Annotated in this window: 15 protein-coding genes; 8 read left to right on the top strand and 7 right to left on the bottom strand. The window is 58.7% G+C overall.

The features are described from left to right. The first annotated feature begins 330 nt into the window (after positions 1-330). The 3 genes from ABIB60_RS14435 to ABIB60_RS14425 all read left to right on the top strand — a co-directional run bounded on the left by ABIB60_RS14435 (position 331) and on the right by ABIB60_RS14425 (position 6,136). Positions 331-1,614 (top strand): TolC family protein, encoded by a 1,284-nt coding sequence (locus ABIB60_RS14435; protein WP_354580845.1) that lies wholly within the window; start codon positions 331-333, stop codon positions 1,612-1,614. A 2-nt stretch (positions 1,615-1,616) separates the two neighbouring features. Continuing rightward, entirely contained in the window at positions 1,617-2,771 is a 1,155-nt protein-coding gene (locus tag ABIB60_RS14430) for an efflux RND transporter periplasmic adaptor subunit (RefSeq protein ID WP_354580843.1), read from the top strand. Between the two features lie 203 nt (positions 2,772-2,974). After that, a complete protein-coding gene (locus ABIB60_RS14425) occupies positions 2,975-6,136 on the top strand; it encodes an efflux RND transporter permease subunit (RefSeq protein ID WP_354580841.1) in 3,162 nt (1,053 codons plus the stop codon). A gap of 460 nt (positions 6,137-6,596) precedes the next feature. Here the strand turns inward: ABIB60_RS14425 and ABIB60_RS14420 are convergent, their stop codons facing one another. Continuing rightward, positions 6,597-7,472, bottom strand: a complete 876-nt coding sequence (locus tag ABIB60_RS14420) for an alpha/beta hydrolase (protein WP_354580839.1) — start codon at positions 7,470-7,472, stop codon at positions 6,597-6,599. A gap of 418 nt (positions 7,473-7,890) precedes the next feature. On the opposite strand from ABIB60_RS14420, the gene ABIB60_RS14415 reads away from it, so the two are divergent. Together ABIB60_RS14415 and ABIB60_RS14410 are read left to right on the top strand one after the other, a co-directional pair. Then, complete coding sequence (locus ABIB60_RS14415) at positions 7,891-10,359, top strand: M1 family metallopeptidase (protein WP_354580837.1); 2,469 nt, start codon at positions 7,891-7,893, stop codon at positions 10,357-10,359. Positions 10,360-10,548: 189 nt separating this feature from the next. Next, complete coding sequence (locus ABIB60_RS14410) at positions 10,549-11,400, top strand: transporter (RefSeq protein ID WP_354580836.1); 852 nt, start codon at positions 10,549-10,551, stop codon at positions 11,398-11,400. A 183-nt stretch (positions 11,401-11,583) separates the two neighbouring features. Here ABIB60_RS14410 and ABIB60_RS14405 read toward each other — a convergent pair whose 3' ends face one another. Further along, complete coding sequence (locus ABIB60_RS14405) at positions 11,584-12,453, bottom strand: SUMF1/EgtB/PvdO family nonheme iron enzyme (RefSeq protein WP_354580835.1); 870 nt, start codon at positions 12,451-12,453, stop codon at positions 11,584-11,586. 260 nt (positions 12,454-12,713) lie between these two features. Here ABIB60_RS14405 and ABIB60_RS14400 point away from each other — a divergent pair, with 260 nt between their 5' ends. Beyond that, the gene (locus ABIB60_RS14400) at positions 12,714-13,142 is read left to right on the top strand and encodes an EamA family transporter (protein ID WP_354580833.1); all 429 of its coding nucleotides are present in this window, start codon (positions 12,714-12,716) and stop codon (positions 13,140-13,142) included. A gap of 13 nt (positions 13,143-13,155) precedes the next feature. Here ABIB60_RS14400 and ABIB60_RS14395 read toward each other — a convergent pair whose 3' ends face one another. The 5 genes from ABIB60_RS14395 to ABIB60_RS14375 all read right to left on the bottom strand — a co-directional run bounded on the left by ABIB60_RS14395 (position 13,156) and on the right by ABIB60_RS14375 (position 19,430). Continuing rightward, positions 13,156-14,058 (bottom strand): NAD(P)/FAD-dependent oxidoreductase, encoded by a 903-nt coding sequence (locus ABIB60_RS14395; RefSeq protein WP_354580832.1) that lies wholly within the window; start codon positions 14,056-14,058, stop codon positions 13,156-13,158. A 123-nt stretch (positions 14,059-14,181) separates the two neighbouring features. Then, on the bottom strand, positions 14,182-15,129 hold the full coding sequence (locus ABIB60_RS14390; RefSeq protein WP_354580831.1) for an NAD(P)-dependent alcohol dehydrogenase: 948 nt from the start codon (positions 15,127-15,129) through the stop codon (positions 14,182-14,184). A gap of 295 nt (positions 15,130-15,424) precedes the next feature. After that, positions 15,425-17,032, bottom strand: a complete 1,608-nt coding sequence (locus tag ABIB60_RS14385) for a SulP family inorganic anion transporter (protein ID WP_354580830.1) — start codon at positions 17,030-17,032, stop codon at positions 15,425-15,427. Between the two features lie 200 nt (positions 17,033-17,232). After that, positions 17,233-18,636: a sensor histidine kinase gene (locus tag ABIB60_RS14380; protein ID WP_315996666.1), complete on the bottom strand. Its 1,404-nt coding sequence runs from the start codon at positions 18,634-18,636 to the stop codon at positions 17,233-17,235. A 119-nt stretch (positions 18,637-18,755) separates the two neighbouring features. Next, positions 18,756-19,430, bottom strand: coding sequence for a response regulator transcription factor (locus tag ABIB60_RS14375; protein ID WP_315996667.1), 675 nt, complete (start codon positions 19,428-19,430; stop codon positions 18,756-18,758). A 268-nt stretch (positions 19,431-19,698) separates the two neighbouring features. On the opposite strand from ABIB60_RS14375, the gene ABIB60_RS14370 reads away from it, so the two are divergent. Together ABIB60_RS14370 and ABIB60_RS14365 are read left to right on the top strand one after the other, a co-directional pair. After that, complete coding sequence (locus ABIB60_RS14370) at positions 19,699-20,484, top strand: polysaccharide biosynthesis/export family protein (protein ID WP_354580829.1); 786 nt, start codon at positions 19,699-19,701, stop codon at positions 20,482-20,484. 55 nt (positions 20,485-20,539) lie between these two features. Further along, positions 20,540-22,927, top strand: coding sequence for a polysaccharide biosynthesis tyrosine autokinase (locus tag ABIB60_RS14365; protein WP_354580828.1), 2,388 nt, complete (start codon positions 20,540-20,542; stop codon positions 22,925-22,927). The last annotated feature ends 63 nt before the right edge of the window (positions 22,928-22,990 follow it).

Here is a 22,990-nt window from a genome sequence, read left to right as displayed (position 1 = left end):
TTTGCTACCCGCTACGATAAACGCCCCGAATGCTTTTTCGCCTGGTTTCAATTGGCCGCTACCTTAATTTGGTTGAAAACTGTTCACACGCCCTAGCCCGCGCGCCTCCCGGCACTGGGTCCGGCACGCCATGAGCACAGCGGAGCGGGAATTGCTGAAGCCGTCCTCAGCAGCAATTTCTTTGCCTGTTGACAGCGTTAGAAAGGCGCTTTCAACAGAAAGAACAGCTTTTCTGAAAAAATATTTCGTTCTAATCCGTTTCTAATTTACCTCTAATTCGCCCCTAATACGGGGGGCGTACTCTTGCATATCTCAACACCGAATCTGGATATGCAACGCCTCCTTTTCCTGCTGCCGCTGGCCCTGCTGCTGCACTTCAGCACCCATGCTACGGCCGCGCCGCTCAGCGGCGACACCCTGACGCTCACGCTGCCCCAGGCCGAGCAGCAGTTCGTACAAAACAACTTGCTGCTGCTCGCCCAGCGCTACAACGTATCGGCGGCGGAAGCCCAGATTTTGCAGGCCCGGCTCTGGGACAACCCCACCGTTTACATCGAGCAGAACACCTACAACCCGCAGACGCGCAAGGTGCTCGACGTAACCAAAACCGGCAACTCCATTGTGCAGGTGCAGCAGCTGTTTGCCATTGCCGGCCGCCGCAAATCTGCCGCCAACGTGGCCCAGCAGAACGCCTTGGTGGAGCAGTTTACCTTTCAGGATTTGCTGCGCACCCTGCGCTACCAGCTCCGCAGCACCTTCTACGACCTGTACTATAAGCAGCAGAGCGTGGGCGTGTACGACAAGGAAGTAGCCAGCTTTCAGCGCACCGTAAGTTTGTACCAGGGCCAGTACGAGAAGGGAAACATTGCCCTGAAAGAGGTGATTCGGCTGAAAGCCTTCCTGTTTCAGCTGCGCAACGAGCGGCAGACCTTGCTCAACGACATTGCCACCGAGCAAGCCGACCTCCGCACCCTGATGCGCGACACCAGCGGCGCCTACTACATGCCCACCGCCGACGGCAACCGCCTCAAGTCCCTCAGCCTAACTGACCGTACCGAAGCACAGCTCATCGACTCGGCGCAGGTGAACCGCGCCGACCTAAAAGCCCGCCAGGCCGCCGTGCAGCAGCAAACTCAGAACCTGCGCCTGCAACGCGCCCTGGCCACCCCCGACCTAGCCGTGGGCTACGCCTACGACCGGGCCGGCAACTACATCCAGAACTATAATGCCGTGACGTTAGGCGTGGCCGTGCCCATCTTCAACCGCAACCAGGGCAACATCCGCACCGCTCAGAACCAGATTGAAGTCAGCAAGGCACAGCTAAGCCAGCAGCAGCTTCAGGTGCAGAACGACGTGCAGGAAGCTTGGCGCCTGGCTCGCCAAAACGACCAGCTCTACCAAGGCACCGCCCGCGAAACCTCGGATTTCGACCGCCTCATGAAAGGCATTGATGAGAGCTATGCCAAGCGCAACCTCACTATTGTGGAGTTTCTGGATTTCTACGAGAGCTACAAGAACAACCTCGTGCAGCTCAACAACCTACGCGCCAACCGGGTGCGTGCCTTCGAACAACTCAACTACGCCGTGGGCCGCCCGGTGTTCAACGCCGAATAGTTATGCAGCCCACTTCCCAATCCGTCGCCACTACCCTCAAACGCCCTCTTGCCATGACCCGCTTTGCCACTCTGGCCACCTCGTTGGCTCTCCCGCTCGCCCTGGGACTGGTGGGCTGCTCGAAATCCGAAGAAGCTGACGCACCGCAGAAAGTGGAAGCCGGCTTCACCATGTCGGATCAGATGCTGCGGGAGCTGAAGATTGATACTGTGCGCAACGAGCCCGTGCGCGACGAGCTAAGCCTCTCGGGCCAGATTGCCACCGACGGCGACAAAACCGTGAAAGTGTACCCGCTGGTGGGCGGCGTGGTAGAGCAGCTGAGCGTGGAGCTAGGCGACCATGTAACCAAGGGCCAGGTGCTGGCCGTCATCAAGAGCGGCGAAATTGCCGACCTCCAGAACCAGAGCAGCACCGCCGGCACCGACTTGGACATTGCCCGCAAAAACCTTTCGGTGCTGGAAGACCAGTACAAAGCCGGCCTGGCCTCGGAGCGGGATGTAAGCCTGGCCCGCCAGGAGCTGCGCAAGGCCCAAAGCAACGTAGGCAAAAGCCGCAAGCAGCTCGGCGTATACGGCGTTTCGGCCGATGGCACTTACACGTTGCGGGCCCCTATTTCCGGCTTTATCACCGAGAAGAACGTGACCGACCACATGCAGTTCAACGCTGATAACGTGGGCAACCTGTTCACGGTCAGCAACCTCGACGACGTGTGGATTATGGCTAACGTGTTCGAATCGGACATCAGCAAGGTGAAGGAAGGCTACGCCGCCGACGTCACGACCCTCTCCTACCCCGACAAGCACTTCACCGGCCGCATCGACAAAGTGTTCAATGTGCTGGACCCCGATTCCAAGGTGATGAAGGTGCGCGTGAAGCTCAGTAACCCCGGCTACTTGCTTAAGCCCGAAATGTACGCCCAGGTGAAGGTGCTCAACACCGAAAACCAGCAGATGCTGGCCGTGCCCGCCCAGTGCGTGGTCTTCGACAAGGACCGCAACTTCGTGATGGTGTTCAAGGACCGGCACCACGTGGAAACCCGCGAGGTTCAACTTTTCAAAACCGTTGGCGACGTGAGCTACGTGCAAACCGGCCTCAAAGACGGGGAACACATCATCGCCCAAAACCAGCTCTTGGTCTACGACGAGCTAAATGATTAGAGCTAGAAAGCTAGCTCCCCTCCTCAGATGAGGAGGGGTTGGGGGTGGTTGACCGGAGCGTCAGCCCATCTACTAATACTAGTTCTAGGAACTACCCAAACGACTATCAACCACCCCCCAACCCCTCCTCATCTGAGGAGGGGAGCTAGGCTAGCCTTGTCTTCTTCTAGCTCTAGTTACTGCCTTCTAGCTTTTGAAAAGCCATGAATAAATTCATCCAGGGCATTATTGCCTTTTCGCTTAAAAACAGGGGTTTCGTGTTTCTGATGACGTTTGTCGTCATTGTGGCCGGGGTGATGAGCTACCGGAACACGCCTATTGAGGCTTTCCCCGACGTCACGAACACCGAAATCACCATCATCACGCAATGGCCCGGCCGTTCGGCCGAAGAGATTGAGAAGTTCGTGACGGCGCCCATTGAAATTGCGCTGAACCCGGTGCAGAAGAAAACCAGCATCCGGAGCACCACCCTGTTTGGGCTGTCGGTGGTAAAGGTGATTTTCGATGATGGCGTGGACGATGCCTTCGCCCGCGTACAGGTCAACAACCTGCTCAGCCAGGCCGACCTGCCCGAAGGCGCCGACCCCGACGTGCAGCCGCCCTACGGCCCCACCGGCGAAATCTTCCGTTACACGCTGCAAAGCAAGGAAAAGACCACGCGCGAGCTGAAAACGCTGCAAGATTGGGTGGTGGAGCGCAACCTGAAAGCCGTGCCCGGCGTGGCCGACGTGAACAGCTTCGGCGGCGAAGTGAAGGACTACGAAATTTCGGTGAACCCCGGCAAGCTCCAGGACCTCGGCCTCACGCCCCTCGACCTCTACAACGCCATCCAGCGCAGCAACATCAACGTGGGCGGCGACGTGATAAACGAGGGCCAGCAGAACTACGTGGTGCGCGGCATCGGCCTGCTCAACAACATCGGCGACATCAACAACACGGTTATCAAGAACGTGAATGGCGCGCCTATTCTGGTGAAGGACGTAGCCATTGTGCATGAGTCGGCGCTGCCGCGGCTGGGCCGAGTGGGCCGCGGCCTGAACGACGACGTGCTGGAAGGCATTGTGGTGATGCGCAAGGGCGAAAACCCCTCTGAGGTTATTGCCCGCCTCAAAGACAAAGTAGCCGACCTCAACGATAAGATTCTGCCTTCCGACGTAAAGATTAAAACCTTCTACGACCGGCAGCAGCTTATCGACTTCAGCACCGAAACCGTGATTCACAACCTGCTGGAAGGCATTGTGCTCGTGACGGTGATTGTGTTCGTGTTCATGGCTGACTGGCGCACGACGGTGGTGGTAAGCGTGATTATCCCGCTGGCCTTGCTGTTTGCTTTCATCTGTCTGCGTCTGAAAGGCATGTCGGCCAACCTGCTGAGTATGGGCGCCATCGACTTCGGGATTATCATCGACGGGGCCGTGGTGATGGTGGAAGGGCTCTTTGTGGCCCTCGACCACAAGGCCCACAAAATGGGCATGGAGCGATTCAACAAAGTCGCCAAGCTGGGCCTCATCAAGAAAACCGGCCGCGACATGGGCAAGGCTATCTTCTTCTCCAAGGCCATCATTATCACCGCGTTGCTGCCCATTTTCTCTTTCGAGAAAGTGGAAGGCAAGGTGTTCAGCCCGCTGGCCTGGACGCTGGGTTTTGCTTTGCTCGGCGCGCTCATCTTCACACTCACTCTGGTGCCGGTACTGACCTCTAGCCTGCTGAAAAAGAACGTAGTAGAGAAAGACAACTTCTTTGTGCGTGCCATCAACCGCGGGGCTGAGCGGTTCTTTTCCTTCACCTACGCCCGCAAAACCGCCAGCTTGCTGGTAGCCACCGTGGCCGTGGTGCTGGGCATGGGCGCGTTCCACTTCTTGGGCTCTGAATTCCTACCCGAGTTGAACGAAGGCTCTATTTACGTGCGGGCTCAGTTGCCGCTCAGCATCAGCCTGAACGAAAGCAACAAGCTCTGCAACGAGATGCGTCGGGTGTTCCTAAGCTTCCCCGAGGTGGGCGACGTGGTAAGCCAGACCGGCCGCCCCAACGACGGCACCGACCCTACCGGCTTCTACAACAACGAGTTTCTGGTGCAGCTCAAGCACACGCCTGAGGTGGAAGCCGAAATGAAGCACAAAGACAAGCGCGAAGCCCTGATTGCCAACATGAAGGAACAGCTGAACCGCTTCCCCGGCGTGGATTTCAACTTCTCCCAGCCCATCACCGACAACGTGGAGGAAGCCGCCTCGGGTGTGAAAGGCTCCATTGCCGTGAAAATCTACGGCACGGACCTCAAGCTGATGGAGGAAAAAGGCCGCCAGGTGTACGGCATCCTTAAGAATATCAAAGGTATCGACGACCTGGGCGTACTGCGCAACATCGGCCAGCCCGAGCTGCACGTGGATCTGGATGAGCAGCGCATGGCCCAGTACGGAGTGAGCAAGGCCGATGCCAACGCGGTGCTGGAAATGGCTGTGGGCGGCAAGCAGGCTTCCCAGATGTACGAGGGGGAACGGAAATTCCCCATCCGGGTGCGCTACCAGGAGCAGTTCCGCCAGACGCCCCAGGAAATTGCGGCCCTCATGGTACCCACCCAAAACGGCACCACTATTCCCCTCTCCGAAATTGCTACCATCGGCGACGTAAACGGCCCTAGCCTCATCTACCGCGACGACAACCAGCGCTTTTCGGCCGTGAAGTTCAGCATCCGGGGCCGCGACATGGGCAGCACCATTGAGGAAGCTCAGAAAAAGGTAAACGCCGTGGTGAGTCTGCCCAAAGGCTACACCATGAAATGGACCGGCGACTTCGAAAACCAGCGCCGCGCCACCCAGCGCCTCACGCAGGTAGTACCGGTTTCGTTAGGTCTGATTTTCTTTATTCTGTTCATCCTGTTCGGTAACCTCAAAGACGCCGGGCTGGTACTGCTAAACGTGCCGTTTGCCATCATCGGCGGCATTGCGGCCTTGCTCATCACCCACACCAACTTCAGCATTTCAGCCGGTATCGGGTTCATTGCCCTATTCGGTATCTGCATCCAGAACGGCGTAATCCTGATATCGGTGTTCAAGCAGAACATGTTGCGCAAGATGAGTCTCGACAATAGTATCCATGACGGCGTCACCAGCCGCGTGCGGCCCGTAGTGATGACGGCCCTCATGGCTACCATCGGCCTGCTGCCCGCTGCCCTCAGCACCGGTATCGGCAGTGAAACCTCCAAGCCCCTAGCCATTGTGGTAATTGGCGGCCTCATCACCGGCACCATCCTCACCCTATTCATCTTCCCCCTGATCTTCGAAAGAGCCTACCGCGCCCAGCACACTCACTACGGCACCCCCCCCCAGCTGCATCCCGAGCAGCAACAGGCGGTACTGGTGCATTAATCAAGAACCCAAATGGTATTGCACACGTTGGTTCTGTATTGACATTGTATGTATAATACATACATTTGCATACTCACTTTCTGAAACGCAGAAAGCAAAATAACAGGAGCCGGCCTAAAGGCCAACCCCTGCTACCGTTCTAATGCCGGTGCAACCATTCGGTTACCACGGCGCGAACTATGCCGCTCAGAACTGTTTTCCCCAGTTCAAGCAGCACGCGAAATAGTCCGACCTTGTCAGGCTCTTCCGCTTTAACACGCTTCCTCTTCATCGTCCAAGAAGATTAGGTGTTTTGCCCACCTGCTTCTTAAAAACCCCGGCTGCGCTAACAGTCCGGGGTTTTGCTTTTCAAAGCGACTCGTAGTTTGGTGAGGTGGGTTAACCACCACGCGTTAATGCAACGAAGGTACGAAACGCGAAATATCCTTTTAGCTCATCATTTTAGCATTCCTGCTACTTTTTACTTAACCGCTACCCCGCCCTGTTCCAGCACTTTCTGAAAGAACAGCACGTGGTAAGGCAGCGCGTTTTGCCAGTACTCCCAGGTGTGGGAGCCGGGCCGCTCGGTGTAGTCGTGGGGGGTGTGGTTGTACACGAGGCGGCGGTGCACTTCCCGGTTGATTTCGATGAGGAAGTCGTCTACGCCGCAGTCGATGATGAGGGGCAGGCCGTTGGTGTAGAGTTTGTCGGCCATGTTCACGACTGAATTGGCGCTGTACAGGCTGGGAGCCGGCGTTTCGGGGCCGAGAATAGGGTTGAATAACGACTGCCGCTGCTGGGCTTCCTGGGGGTTGAGTTTTCGGTTGGTCACGCTCATATCCAAAGCTCCGCTCATGCTGCCGGCCGCCGCAAATAGCTCTGGGTGCCGCCCCGAAAGGTACAGCGCCCCGTGCCCGCCCATCGACAAGCCCGAAATAACCCGGCCTTCCTTACGTGCTACGGTGCGGTAGGTCTGGTCGATTTTGCCGATTACTTCCTTGGTAATGTAGGTTTCGAACTGGCTGGCCTTATTCACCGGCGAGTCGAGGTAGAAGCTGAACGTCTCACCTTCGGGCATTACAATGATGAGGTTGTACTGATCGGCGAGGCGGTGAATGAGGGTTTTGTCGGGCGTTTTGCTGCTCCAGTCGGAGAAGTGGCCGTAGGCGCCGTGCAGCAGGTAGAGTACCGGGTAATTGGCCTTCTTATTCTTGGCGTAGGAAGCGGGCAGGGCCACGGCGGCGCGGTAGGTGCGCTGCATGGCGGCGCTGGGAATATCCAGGGTATCCACTTTGGCGGCCAAGGCAGTGGGGCCCAGTAACAGCAGAAATACCAGCAGGCGAAGCGTGTTTCTCATAGTATGGAAGAAAGTGTATGGGCACAGACCCCAATTTAGCTGCATCGTTGCGGCGGCTTAGGCCGCTCCTATTCTGTGTAACGGTCCAAGCAGAAAACGGACTGCGCCCCAAATCATCAAGCGCAACAGCTAACCGGCTGGCCTGCAACCTATCGAAAACGGGGTAAACACAATAGCCCCGGCCCCAAACTACCGTGAGAATCTGTGGCTTGCGTCGTGTACGTGCACGTGTACCAGCTAGACCATCGTGCAGCACATAACAACTATATTAAATATTTTAAAAGGTACCTTGTTTTACATAGTACCGATCCATACATTTGATTCACATTCTGCCTTGCGCTAAGCATTATGATAATGTGTGCGCAGCAATGCCAAAAAGTTCGCAACTAGCACCCGTAAATCCTTTTCCCCTCCTGCTATGACGAAAGCTTTTCTACTGAGTCTGGGTCTGCTGGCCGCTACGCCCGCCTTGGCCCAGCAAGCCGCCCCCGCCGATACGGCCGCCCTGAAGATGTACCGCGAATCGGCCCGCAAAATCAACGCCCTGGTGCACACCAAGCTGGATGTGCGCTTCGATTACGCCAAACGCCAGTTGCTGGGCAAGGAATGGGTGACGCTGCAGCCCGTAGGCTACGCCACCGACTCCCTCCGCCTCGACGCCAAGGGGATGGACATTAAATCGGTGACAATGGTGGACGGCTCGAACACCAAGACGCTGAAGTACCGCTACAACAACGAGCAGCTGGACATCGACCTGGATAAGCTCTATACGCCCGGCCAGCAGTACACCGTGTACCTGGAGTACGTGGCCAAGCCCAACGAACTGAAAGTAAAGGGTTCCGCGGCCATCAACGACGCCAAAGGTCTGTACTTCATCAACCCCGACAGCACCGAGGCTGGCAAGCCCCGCCAGATCTGGACGCAGGGCGAGACGGAGGCCTCCTCGGCCTGGTTCCCCACTATCGACCGACCCAACCAAAAAACCACCGCCGAAATCAGCATGACGGTGCCCAGCCGCTACGTAACGCTGAGCAACGGCGCCCTGGTGAGCCAGACGCCCGCCGGCCCCGGCCTGCGCACCGATACCTGGAAGCAGGAGTTGCCCCACTCGCCTTACCTGTTTATGATGGCCGTAGGTGATTTTAAAATCTACAAGGATACCTGGCGGGGCAAGGAGGTGAGCTACTACCTGGAGCCCAAGTATGCCCCCTTCGCCAAGCAGATTTTCGGCAACACGCCCGAGATGATGGAGTTCTTCTCGCGCCGCCTGGGCGTGGATTATGCCTGGAACAAGTACGCCCAGATTGTGGTGCGCGACTACGTGAGCGGGGCTATGGAAAACACCTCGGCCACCCTGCACGGCGAGTTTCTGCAGAAGGACGCCCGTGAGGCCCTGGATGCCGAATATGCCAACGGCGAATCGGTTATTGCCCACGAGCTGTTCCACCAGTGGTTCGGCGATTTGGTAACGGCCGAAAGCTGGAGCAACCTGACGGTGAATGAGTCGTTTGCCGACTTCTCGGAAGCCTTATGGGCCGAGTACAAGTACGGCCAGGACGCCGGCGACGCCCACGCCTACATGAACATGCGCAACTACCTGCGCAGCCCCCGCGACGCCCAGAAGCAGCTCGTGCGCTTCCATTACGCCGATAAGGAGGACATGTTTGACCTGGTGAGCTACCAGAAGGGCGGCCAGATTCTGAACATGCTGCGTAGCTACCTCACCGACGACGTGTTCTTCGCCGGCCTGAAAAAGTACCTTACCGATAACAAGTTCGGCAACGGCGAGGCCCACCAGCTGCGCCTGGCGCTGGAGTCCGTATCGGGCCAGGATTTGAACTGGTTCTTTAACCAGTGGTACTTTGGCAGCGGCCACCCCGTAGTTACCATCGACTATGGCTACGATGCTGCCGCCAAGCAGCAGACCGTGACCATCAAGCAAACCCAGCCCGGCACCATATTCCAGCTGCCTATTGCCGTGGATGTGTACGTGAACGGTAAGCCGGAGCGCCACCAGGTGATGATGCGCCAGGCCACCGAAACCTTCCGTTTCCCGGCGGCCAGCAAGCCCACGCTGGTAAATGTGGATGCTGAAAAAGTGCTGCTGTGGCAGAAAACCGACAACAAGCCCCTGGAGGAGTTTGCTTATCAGTATAAGAACGGCCCGCGCTACGTTGACCGCCGCGAGGCCATTGCCGCCGCCGCCGCCAAGCCAACTACCGACGCCACCGCCCGCCAGCTGCTCCTCTCAGGCCTCAACGATAAGTACACCGGCATTCGGATGGCCTCCATTGCTGCCCTGAAACTGGATGACAAGGCTGTGCAGAAAGCCGCCGCCCCCGCCCTGCGCAAGCAGTTCGCCCAGGAGAAAAACACCAACGTGCAGGCGGCGTTGCTCGGTGCCCTCGGCCAGGTGAAGGACAAGAAGGACGAAAAGACGTTCACCAAAGCCCTCGAAAGCCAGTCGTACGCGGTGCTGGGCGCGGCCCTGGAAGGCTTGGCCGAAGTGCAGCCCAAAGCTGCCCTCACGCGCGCCAAGGCGCTGGAAGCCGGCGCCAAAGGCAACGTGGCCACTGCCATTGCCAGCGTGTACGCCACTCAGGGCGACGCCAGCACCTGGACTTACGTGCGCAACCAGTTTGACACGGCCGGGCCCCAGGGTCAGTTTCAGATGCTGGAAAGCGTAGCTAACTTCATGACCCGCCTTGACGACGCAACGGTGCTGAAAGAAGGCACGGAGCGCCTACAGAAGCTGGCCGTGCAGTACAAGCGCTACGGCGTGGATGAGCCCATTCTGGCTATGCTGGAAAAGGCTAAGCAAGGTAAACCCGCCGACCAGCAGGCTACCGTGCAAGCCGCCATTGAGACTATTAAAAAAGCAGAATAGCTCATTCATTTCTTGATTCTACACAAAAAAGGCCGGACTCATGTTCGGCCTTTTTTGTGGGACACAGTGTGGGGTTTCACCCTTTTTTACCCTGTTATTACGCCAGGCCGGTGCAACGCAGGAGTTGAGCTTGGGTTACAGCATCTTTGAAAAATCGAACTATTCTTGACCGCCGGGTGTCGGTACTGCATGCGAAAGACCACTCTGCTGACTGCCGGAGCCCTGCTGCTTGCGGGCCCGACCTGCACCCTGGCCCAGACCACTGACCCCGGCCTCAACAACGGTGAGTCGCCTTTTGTGCGGCTTATCCGTCCCGACCGGCCCGGGCAGACCATCACCACCAACATGCTCTACCCCGGCCAGTTTCAACTGGAAACCGGCCTTACCCGCTACGATGCGGGCAGCAGCGTGGGCTACGCGGGCCGCTCGGCCTGGGGCAGCACGTTGCGGGTGGGCTTTTTCAACCACATTGAGCTGCGCGCCACTCAACACTACCTGCTTGCCCCGCCCGCGCAGCCCCTACTTTCCGACGGTGCCCCTACGCCTTACGCTGGCCCAGCCGGGTTTGCGCCCCTAAATGTAGGCGCCAAGTTTTTGGCCTCTACCACTCAAAATGCCCGCTCCCAGGTGGTGGTACTGCTGGATATGAACCTGCGCAACGGGGATACCAGCTTCGGGGAAAAACAATTTGAACCGGGTGGCCGCCTGCTGGTGTCGCAGCAATTAGGGCAACGGTTTGGCCTGGAAGGCAACTTTGGCTTTCGACAGCGCGGTTTCAAGGCCGAGGGCACCAAACAGGGCCAGTACCTGACCACCCTGGCCCTCAATGGCCCAATTGGCGCTGGTACGCACGTTGGCTTTCTGGCCGAAACCTACGCTACCTGGCAGCGGCAGCAGGGCTGGCGCCCCGGCCTCACGTCGGGCCTCTACTACCGTCCGGCTCCCGGCCTGCGCCTTGATGTTACGGCGGGCCACGGCCTTACGGCCAACGCGGGCGGCTTCACCGTTGGGGCCGGCCTAGCTTTCCGGTTTGGCAAGTGAATCAGAAGAGCTGAAGTACAAGAGCTGTGCTGAAGGTGCCATCAGCCTGAGTTTGCAAAGAACCTTCCCACGCTGGAACAAACCACTCCTACGAGCCTGGTTCCAGCGTGGGCAGGCTCTTCGCGCTGGTTAGGCCAACAGCGCCCCGGTTCCTTACTCTCCCCGCTTATCGGCTCTGCTACCTCATTTGCGCACCATGCGCACAGTGGCTATGCACCGGAAGCCCAGCCAGTTTTGCGGGCTTTGGTAGGCCTGCCGGGCACTGAGGGTAAGCCCCCGCACCGAGGTTTTGAATGAGCCTCCTTTGGCCACGCCCTTTGTTGCCGTCATTTCGGCCACATTCCCAATGACATTCTGAAGGCTGAACCCCTTGGGCGGCCCGATAGTAATCGGCTGCAAGGGGAATTTTTCCTTGCCTGGAGCGCAGGCAAATACCTGGTTGCTACCCGCCAGATAGTAATTCTCCCGCAGGTTGTAGGGCAGTCCGTAGGCCGTTTCGGTGGCGGGATGAGCCAGCTGCTGAGCATCCAGGCAGGCTACCAGCTCTTCCGACTCATTGAGCTTACGGGCTTTGGGCTTGCGCACCGAGCGGGTTTGTACCAGTTCAAAAGGTCGTGCGCCTGTCGGCAGCCCACCGGCAGCAGCCTGCTCACACTCCGCCTCCGTAGGCAGGCGGTACTGCACCGTTACCTCATAGTCGCGCAGCTCGGGATGCTGCTTGCGAAACTCCGCGCTCCGGAAATAGCTGCGGTTTACTACGGCGCTGCGCCAGCGGCAATAGGCCTGCGCCTGCTCGTAGCTTACTCCCGTGGCCGGATGGTAGCGGTAAGCCGGTGCCCGGAAGTAGGATTGGGGCGGAGCGGTCTGCTCCGGGTCGGGTACGGGCTGCCAGCCGGTAGAGTCCGGCAGCTGCGCCTGGAAGAAGGCCAGGGCGGAGTCGCGGCGGATGAAGTGGAGGTACTCCAGCCAGTGCAGGTTGGCCACCTCGGTTTCATCCATGAACAGGTTATCGGCCACGCGGGCGGTGCCGGGCGGCTCGGGTAGCGCAGGCACGGACGCCACCCTTGCCTGCGCCTAGCTCGTTACCGGCCAGAACACCGCCGCACTAACCATGCCAAGCCAACACATCCAAACAAGCTTTTTCATATACTCCGGCAGCCTAAAAAGACCAGAAACGACCTGGGAAACCTGCGCAAGATACTTCAGCGGCAAGTTAGCCCGGCTACGGGCCGGCACTGGGTTTCCGGGGCGGCAGTTCGGCTACAAACCAGGAAGCTGCGTACTGCCTACCACGCATCCTTTGCCAAGCCGTTATGTGGGTAGTTTTTTCGTTGTTGGCCGCTTTGTCGGCTGCCGTGGTAGTTACGCTTTCAAAAGTAGGCGTCAAAAATGTTGAAGCCAGCGTGGCCTTCGCCATCCAGTCGGTTCTGATTGTATCGGTGGCTTGGGGCGTAGTGGCCTGGCAGGGGCACCTGGGGCAGGTAGCCGAAATTGACCGCCGCACCTGGGGTTTTCTGATTGCCGCCGGCATCATCACCTGCCTGTCCTCCCTGTTCTCCTTTCAGGCCCTCAAAATGGGGCAAGCTTCGCGCACATCTTCCTTTGATAAAATCTCGCTGGTGTTTTCTATCCTGCTGGCTGTGTTTTTTCTGAAGGAGAAGGTTACTTGGCAGATAATTTTGGGCGCCGCCCTCATGGCCGGCGGGGCTCTGCTCATTGCCTTCACGCGGGAAAGCAGCTAACCACCCCTGTTACTTACAGCGCCAACAGCTCATGGTTGACGAAGGCCCCGGCCTTGGTGCCGGCCGCTACGGCCACGGCCACTGTACGCATGGGCGTAGTGGCGTCTCCGGCCGCATACACGCCGGGCACTGAGGTTTTCTGCCAGTCATCTACCTGCAGGTGGCCGCTTTCCGTGAGGGTGCAGCCCAGCAGCACTGGCAGCTCGCAGTGCTGCCGGAAGGGCACATGCGCAAACAAAGCCGCTAAAGGTACCTGCCTGCCGCCTTGTAGCACCACTTGTTGCAGGTGCCCCCGCTCATGGTACAGGGCCTGCAGCGGGGTTTCTTCCGTGCGTATTCCGGCCTCCCGTAGCTGCAAGGTTTGCTGCGGACTAAGGGTAGCAGGGCCGTTGGTGAACAGTGTGAGCTGGGGGGTCCAGTTCCTGATCAGGCGGGCCTGCATAAAACCGGCGTCGCCGTTGCCAAGCACGCCCAGGGGCTGGCCGTGCACCTCATACCCGTGGCAGTACGGGCAGTGCAGCACGCTGATGCCCCAGCACTCCGCAAAGCCAGGCAGGGCGGGCATCAGGTCCTGAATTCCCGTCGCGAAAATCAGCTTCTGGGCCGCAATGAGCTGGCCGCTGGCAGTAGTAACCAGGAACCCGGCCGGTGTTTTTTCGGCTTGCATGGCTTGCTCCTGTACCACTTGCACGGTGGGATACTGCAGCACCTGGGCCAGGGCTTTGGCCCGAATTGCGGCCGGCGTTTCCCCATCCTGCGTCAGAAAGTTGTGCGAGTAGGGTGTTTGGCGGTTGCAGGGCTGCCCACTATCCAGCACCAACACCGTGCGCAACGCCCGCCCCAACGACATGGCCGCCGCCAAACCCGCGTAGCTGCCGCCAATAATTACTACTTCCACACTGCTGTTCGGTTCCATTATCAAGTAGTTAACGAAGCTTATTGCAGAGGAGCCCACCCTACCGGGCGGGCCATACAACGCACGAAGGTACACAAATGCAACTTAGTTGCATTTGTGTACCTTCGTTTTACGCTCCTTTGCTTACTCTAGTGCAAGCACAATTTTACCAGCGGCACGGCCTGTTTCGCTGTAGCGGTGGGCCTCGGCCGTTTCACGGAGCGGGAAAGTCTTGTCAATTACCACGCGTATAGTGCCCGCCTGCAGCCAGGCCGAAATCAGGGCCAGATCTGTGCCTCGCTCCTTGGCGAAGAACATATGGGCCGATTTGGTAGTGAGGGCGGCGGCCAGCTTATCGGTGATGAGCAGGGCCGGCTCGGGCGTGGTGGTTACGTAGCGGCCGTTGCGGCGCAGGGCCAGCTGGCTGGCCGAAAAGCTACTCTTGCCCACGGCATCAAACACAATATCGTAGTGGCTGCGGTTTTTGGTGAAGTCCTGCTCCTCGTGGTTGAGCACCGTATCGGCCCCCAGGCTACGCACCAGCTCCTGGTTATCAGGGCCGCACACGCCAATTACCTCGCCGGCCCCCAGGGCCTTGGCTATCTGCACCGCAAACATACCCACGCCCCCCGAAGCGCCGTTGATCAGCACCCGGTCGCCGGAGAGCAGCTGCCCGTGGTCGTGGAGGCCTTGTAGGGCCGTGAGGGCGGCCAGCGGCACGGCCCCGGCTTCCTCAAAGGTGAGCTTATCCGGAATAAACGCCGCCACCGACTCCGCCAGTACCGCGTATTCCGCATTGGCATTGCCCACGCCATCATTGGGCATCCCGTACACCCGGTCACCCACCTTAAAGCGCGTTACGTGGGTGCCCACGGCAGCTACCTCCCCGGCCACATCCCGCCCCGGAATTTTGGGAAAGCGCTGGCCCGTCACCAGCTTCATGTCGCCGTTGCGCACTTTCCAGTCGATGGGGTTGATGCTGCTGGCCCGCACCCGCACCAGAATCTGGTCGGATTTGGGCGTGGGGGTAGGTTGCTCGCCGTAGCGCAGCACATCGGCCGGGCCGTACTCAGTGAAATAAATGGCGTTCATCAGGGCAAGTTCGATAGTTGAGCTTTTGCCTACGCAATAACGGCGCAAGGGGGCCGGCATTGGTCAGGGTTTTGGGCAGCCTTTTGGCTTATACGAGGGCGAAACTACCCCAATAGACGCAAAAAACCGCCCTATCCAATGAATAGGGCGGTTCCACACATCGAAAGCGCACTCCCCTCAGACTACGCCCGATGATGGTGTGCAGCGGTGGCGGTAACCCTCGCTGCGGTATCGTGATTCTTTAGTGTAATAACTCAAGCAAGAAAATGAACGGAATCAATTGCACTACCTTCCCCTAATGCCCGAGCACCTGTACCTGCGGAATAGCTCGTAGCTCCAGCTGAATACCTCGCTCAGGGGCAGCCAGGCGAAAGTTTTCAATGGCTTCCAGCACGTCGTAGTCAATGAAGGAAGAGTTGGAGCCGTCAATTAGCACCTGCGTATCATCGGGCAGCTCATCCAGCACCTTCACAATGCTGGCTTTGTTGAGGAAGGAAACCTGCTCGGATAGCTTGAGGTGAATGGGGCCAGCCTGCATAGCGGCTGGTTTGCTCAGAAAGTAGGCCGACTCATAATTGGCCTTGAGAATGTAAAAGATGCCTACGGCTAGCCCAATGGATACCCCTTTCAGCAGATCGGTGAGCAGAATGGCCACAATGGTGATGATGAAGGGCAAAAACTGCTGCCAGCCCAAGCGCCACTGGGTAACATATAAAGCCGGTTTGGTGAGCTTGTAGCCTACAATCAGCAGCACGGCGGCCAGCGCCGAGTACGGTACTTGATTCAGGATTGACTCCAGAAACAGCAGGCTAACGAGCAGCAGAATACCGTGGCTGAAGGCTGCCATGCGCGTTTGGCCCCCCGCGTTAATATTAGCCGAGCTTCGCACGATAACCGCTGTGATAGGCAAACCACCCAACAAGCCGCTGATGATGTTGCCGGTGCCCTGGGCTACCAACTCCCGGTTGGTGGGCGTAATGCGCTTGTGCGGATCCAGCTTATCCACGGCTTTCACACTCAGCAACGACTCCAGGGACGCGACAATGGCAATGGTGAAAGCCACCACAAAAAAGCCCGGCCGCTGCAGGGCCGTCCAGTCGGGTTGGGTGAAGGAGCCAATGAAATCCTGCCAGGAGGAGATGTTAGGGAGACTAACCAGGTGCTCCGGCCGGATGCGCAGCACGGGCGCAGCCTGGTCGAGCAGGTTATTCAGCCCAATGGAGAGCAGTACCACCACTAGCGCGCTGGGCACCAGCCGTAGAATCCGGAAGCGCTTGGCAATGACATCGTCCCAGAGGAACAGCACACCCAAGGACACCAACCCCACCAAAGCCGAGCCAGCCCCAATTCCCTGCATAGCCCGCTCAATAGCCGAAAATGTATTCTGGCCATCAAACTGCAGAAAGGTCATGTCCTCAAAATAGTCGGCGTCGGCGCCTACCAAGTGCGGAATCTGCTTGAGGATAAGAGTCAGGCCAATAGCAGCCAACATACCCCGGATAACGGAGGTGGGGAAATACATACCCACAATACCGGCCTTCACTACCCCCAGCACCACCTGAATGATACCCGCAATAACCACGGCAGCCAGCACGGCCTGAAACGACTGTAACGACTGCAGAGATGCCAGCACTATGCTCGTAAGCCCGGCCGCGGGTCCGCTCACGCTCAAAGGGGAGTTGCTAACCCAGGAAACAACCAAGCCCCCAACGATGCCCGCAATAATGCCCGCCAGCAGCGGCGCACCCGAAGCCAGCGAGATGCCCAGGCACAGCGGCAAGGCTACCAAAAAAACAACCAGCCCAGCCGGTAAATCTTTGCCAAGGTGCTTCCACGGCGAGGATGGCACCCCGGAGGGCGTGCGGCCCGTGGAAGTTGCAGCGGAAGGAGCAACTTCAATCATACAAACGAGGGGAGGGAGAAAGAGCAGGATGCCCGCCGCGCAACGACTTTGCGTAGCGGATTTACTGCAAGTCTACAGCCACCTCGTTAAGACCTAATTAAAAGTGAATTAAAATCTAGTTAAAAGCGGTATAGTTTGTTGTTCAGCGTCTTACGCGGCATTTTACTGGCTATTTATTTACCGCCAGGCCTCCCCCTTGCCTACAGAATGGAAGGCAGCTCCAGGCTAACTGCTGTGCCCTGCCCCAACTGACTTTCGATTCGGATTTCGCCCTCATGCAGCTCCATGATTTTGGCCGTGAGCGGCAGCCCAATACCGTGCCCGGGCACCGTGCGCACCGACTCGGCCCGGAAGAAGGGAACGAACACCTGCTGCCGGTCGGCTTCCGTCATGCCCATGCCCTGGTCGCGGACGGTTAGGCGCACCCGGGTGCGGGAGCAGAACAGGCTGGCTACCACTGGCTGAGCAGAGGCGGCGGAAAACTTGCAGGCATTTTCCAGAATGTTGAGAAAGGCTGAGAGCAGCAGCGCCTCGTTGCCCAGTACAGCAAACGGCAGACGGTTCGGTACTTCCGAGGACTCGGAAAATTCCAGGTCGATGCGGCAGGTGGGGTGGCGGCGGTGCACCTCCTCGTGGGCCTGCAGCAACAGCTCATCCAGACGCACCAGGGAGCGGGGCACCTGGGAGGGGTCGTCGGAGGCGCGGGCAATTTGCAGCAGCCCGTTGGTCAGGTCCTTGAGCAGGCGGGCGGCATCCAGGGTATTTTGCAGCACCTGCCGGTACTCCTGCTGGCTTCGCTCCTGCTGCAGCAAGGCCACTTCCAACTGCCCGATGATGGCCGCCAGCGGCGTGCGGAGCTCGTGGGAAGCATCTCGCACAAAAGTGCGCTGTCCGGCAAAAGCCGTTTCCAAGCGGTTGAGCAGGCTATTGAAGCGCTGGGCCAGCAGAGAAACCTCGTCCTGCCCATCGGCCTGGGAAAGGCGGCGGTGCAGGTCGGAGGCGGTAATGCTGTCTACCTCCTGAATGATGCGCTGCATGGGCTTGAGGGCCTGGCCGGCAAAAAACCAGCCCCCAATGCCTACTATCACAAACGAGGCCAGCAGCCCAAACGTGAGAACGGTGAGCAGATCCTGCAACTTCTGGCGGCTGTCGGCATCCACGGAGGAGGCCACCACCACAAAGTCGCCGCGCAGGGCGTCGCGGTAGAGCAGGCCCACGGTCTGGCGGTGGTCGTCTTCCAGCAGAATTTCGCGGCCATCTTCCCGCACGGCATTCAGCAGGGCCAGCGGTATGGCCACGCGGCCGGCCAAGCCTTCCTCAAATACCACTTGGTTGTCCGCATCGAATACGCGCACCTCCTCTTCGGGAAGGGTGCGATAGAACTGACGCAAATACAGGCGGTACGAGGCCCGGCTGGCTTCGTCACTGCGGCGGGTACCATCCAGGTATACGTGGGCCACAATGCGGGCCCGGGCAAACAGACTCTCGCTGAATGCCTCGCGCCGCGCCTGCTGGGTGAAGAAGTAAATGGCCGAGGAAAACAGCAGCAGCGTTACTCCCAGAATAGCCACAAACTGCAGCGTGAGGCGGGTACGGATGGACATTGCTAGGAGCTGTCAGTTGGTGATTGCTAGTTGTCAGTTGCTGGTTGTTAGGGCTGGATAGAATGTCGTACCGGACTTTGGGCTAACCAACAACCGTCAACTAGCAACCAGCAACTCATCTACTCCTCCTTCATCACGTAGCCCATGCCTACCAGCGTATGAATAAGCTTGGGCGTGAAGTCCTTATCAAGCTTTTTGCGCAGGAAGTTGATGTACACGTCGATGACGTTGGAGCCAGTATCGAAAGAGGTTTCCCAAACGTGCTCCAGAATATCTACCCTGGACACCACCCGATTTTGGTTGCGCAGCAGGTACTCCAGCAGGGCAAATTCCCGGGCCGTGAGCTGCACCGTTTGGCCGGCGCGCTGTACCACCTTGCGGGAGGGGTCCAGGGTGAGGTCGGCCAGGCGCAGCACGGGGTCGGAGGGCAGCTCGTTGCGGCGGCGGGTGAGGGCCCGAATACGAGCCAGCAGCTCCTGGAACGCGAAGGGCTTCACCAGGTAGTCGTCGGCCCCGGCATCAAGGCCCCGGATTTTATCGTCGGTTTCGCCGAGGGCCGTGAGCATCAGGATGGGCACGCTGGTATCCTGAGCCCGCACTTGCCGGCACACTTCTAGCCCGCTCAGACCGGGCAACAGCGTGTCCAGCACAATCAAATCATAGTGCCCACCCAGTGCCAGGCGCAGGCCCAGCACGCCATCAGCCGCCAAATCAACGGTGTGGTGCTGCTCCGTGAGGCCTTGGTGCAGGAAGGAGGCCACCTTGGGTTCGTCTTCAACCAACAGGATTTTCATAGGCGGGCTATAGAATGCTTGGAAGCCCGAAGGTAGAACACGCGGCCGGCACTCCGTCACTACCAGAAAACAGCTTGGGGGCATGGCACGGCGCCTCACTTATATCAATACAAAAAAATACTAGAATAATTTAAAAATAACTTGACTTTACAGCTTCAATCCAATACGTTTATGGAAATATTCAATACTAGTGCAAACCGGCAAAATTCTGGTTCCGCTTGCTTTTTGCCCTGCTCAGCTACTCTTCTCCCTAGCTTTTCTCTACCGTATGCTCCTACTCTCACGCCTTCGTTACTTACTGCTTGTACTGCCCTGGCTGGTGTTGTTGAATGGCTGTGTGTCCCAGAAAAGCCTGCCCTACCTGCAGGGCAAAACTTATAACACCCGCACGCCGGTGACGGCTGACAATGTGCGGCAGCAGTACCGCCTGCAGCCCGGCGACGTGCTCAGCATCCGGGTACAGAGCGTGCAGCCGCAGCTCAACGACATGTTTAACACGGTGGATGCGCGGGCCGTGTTTAACGGCGACCCGGGCAACCTGTACCTGACGGGCTATTCCGTGGATGAAAACGGCAACATTACCCTGCCCACGGCCGGCGTGCTGAAGGTAGCGGGCCTGACCGTGGAAGAATCCCAGACGGCTGTGAAGCAGAAGGTAAGCACGTTTGTGCGGGATGCCAATGTGCTGGTAAAGCTGCTTTCCTTTAAGATAACGGTGCTGGGTGAGGTGCGCAGCCCGGGCCGCTACTTTGTGTACAACGCCCAGTGTACCGTGCTGGAAGGCCTGGGCCTGGCCAACGACCTGACCGAGTTTGGTAACCGCCAGAACGTGAAGCTAATCCGCCAGACGGCCAAGGGCTCGGAGGTGGTGCTGCTGGACCTCACCGACCCGGGGCTGCTGGCCTCCCCCTACTTCTACCTGCTGCCCAACGATGCCCTGTACGTGGAGCCCATGCAGGCCCGCACCTCCCGGGGCAATGCCGGCAACCTAGCCCTGGTATTCGCCGGCATTTCGGCGGTGGTACTGGTACTCAATTACCTGAAAGTTTTATAGCCCGCGCTATCCGCTTGCTCTGTCGCCTTCCCTCACCCTGCTAATATCTATTGCAATGGAACAACGCCCACACTCCTCCGCCGACGAACTCGACCTGCACGAGCTATTTTTCCGTTTGCGGCACCGTTGGCCGCTGTTTCTGGCGGCTTTGGTGGTAGCCGGCCTGGCGGCTTTCTTTTATCTAAGGGTGAAGCAGCCGGTGTACGCCTTCCGCTCCACCATGCTGCTCGGCGACCAGGGCACGGGCTCCAAACAGGCCCAGGAGCTGCTCAAGATTCTGGAGGTGAAGGAGAAGGGCACCAAGATGGAAGATGAAATTGGCCTGCTAACCTCGGCCGACATGGTGCAGCAGGCCCTGCACCGGCTACCATTTGAAACCTCTTACTACGTAGCTCCTACCACCTGGCTAAATACGGTGAGTGATATGCAGCTGCAGGAGCGGCCGGTGGGTGCAGTGCCGTTCCGGCTGCAGCCTCTGGCCTCAGCCCCGCAGCTGACCGGGGTGCGCATTTACGTGGAGCCCATGGCCGACGGGCGCTTCCAGGTGCGGGCCGATGCCGACAAGGGCCGGCTCTATAGCCTGCCCACCGGGGAAATGGTGCGCGAGGTGCTCAACCCCCACCTCAACGAAACCGTGCGCCCCGGCGACACCCTGCGCACTCCTTTGCTCACGGCCGTACTCCAGGCCGAGCCTGGCTACCCCGCCCAGAACGTGACGGAGCGCTACTTTGTGCTCCTGCGCGACCGAACCAGCCTGACGGGCGAGTACCAGCAGCACCTAGCCGTCCGGCCCATCGACCGGGAGTCGCGCATTATTGAGCTGACCAGCAAAGGCACCGTACCCCAGAAGGAAATCCAGTTTCTGGATACGCTGATGCGGGTGTACGTGGAAAACGACCTGCATACCAAAAACCTCACCGGCCAGAAAACCGTGGCGTTCCTGGACAAGGAAATCGGGCACCTATCGGACTCCCTGCGCCGCTCCACGGCCGCGCTCAGCTCCTTCCGGGTGGCACGGGGCGTAGTGGATGTGGGGGCGCAGTCGGCCAGCGGTATTCAGCAACAGGGCGAGCTGCAAATGCTGCGGGCCAAGGTGGCCACCAACCGCAAGTACTACCAGAACATGCTTGGCTACCTCCGCTCCCACCAGCAGGCGGGGCAGCTGGCGGCACCCAGCAGCATTGGCATTGAAGACCCGGTGGTAAACAACCTGATTATTCAGCTGACCGACCTGAACAGCCAGCGGGCGGCCCTGGGCGTGAATGCCTCCGTGGAAAACCCCATGGTCACGATTATGGACGAGCGGATTCGGGTGGCCAAGGAAAGCCTGACCCAGACGCTGACCAACATGACCCACGCCGCCGACATTGCCCTGCGCGACCTGGACAGCCAGCTGGGCCGGGTGCAGGGCACCATGAGCCTGCTACCCGAGAATGAGCGCCAGCTGGCCACGCTAAAAAGCAAAACCGACTTCAACGACAAAAACTATCAGTTTCTGATTGAGAAGCGGGCCGAAGCGGCCATTGCCCTGGCCACCAACGCCACCGATAAGAAAGTGGTAGACGTGGCCAGCATGAACGGCGACGGCCCCACAGCTCCCAAGCCCGGCCTGGTTATTCTGATTGCGCTGCTAGGTGGGCTGGTGGTGCCAGTGGGTATTTCATTGATGCTGGACAAGGCTAACCGCCGCATTCAAAGCAAGGAAGACCTCTCGCGCATTACCAACATTCCGCTGCTGGGCGTGGTAGCCCACGGCAGCAAGCACGACAAGGAAGTGATGCTGACCGAACCCAAGGGCGCCATTGCCGAGTCGTTCCGGTCGATACGGGTAAATCTGCAGTACCTCTCCGCCGGCCTCGACAAGAAGGTCATCGGGGTTACCTCATCGGTACCGGGGGAGGGCAAAACCTTTTGTGCGGTAAACCTGGCGGCCGAAATGGCCCACAGTGGCCGCAGGGTGCTGCTGCTGGAGTGCGACCTGCGCCGCCCCACCGTGGCTGGCTACTTCAACCTGCAAAGTGCCTGCGCCGAACACGGCTTGAGCAGCTACCTGATGGGCCTGAGCACGTTTGAGGAGTGCCGCCACAGCACCACGCAGGTACGCAACCTGGATGTGCTGTGCTGCGGCCCTATTCCGCCCAACCCCACCGAGCTCCTGGAAAGCGCCCGCATGGACGACCTGATGCAGCGCCTGCGCCAGGAGTACGATTACGTGCTGGTAGACACCCCGCCCACCGGCTACGTGGCCGAGTTTTTTATGCTGCTGCGCCACCTGGATGCCAACGTGTACGTGGTGCGCCAGAACTACACCGACAAGGGCCTCATCAGCCAGATTAACGAGCTGCACCATGAGCAGAAAATCAAGCAAATCTATATGATTATCAACGATATGCATTTCACTAAAACCTACGAGTATCGCCATAAGGAAAAGGCATACTCCTAAGGCTACTAAGCACTACACCTAGGAGCGGGCCACTTACTTTCTGCCGGCTCTTGATCAGCCACG

It is taken from the genome of Hymenobacter sp. UYP22 (assembly GCF_040547285.1).
Classification (GTDB): domain Bacteria; phylum Bacteroidota; class Bacteroidia; order Cytophagales; family Hymenobacteraceae; genus Hymenobacter.
The sequence above is the reverse complement of the archived record's forward strand: the minus strand, read 5'-3'. Positions and strand labels throughout refer to the sequence as shown.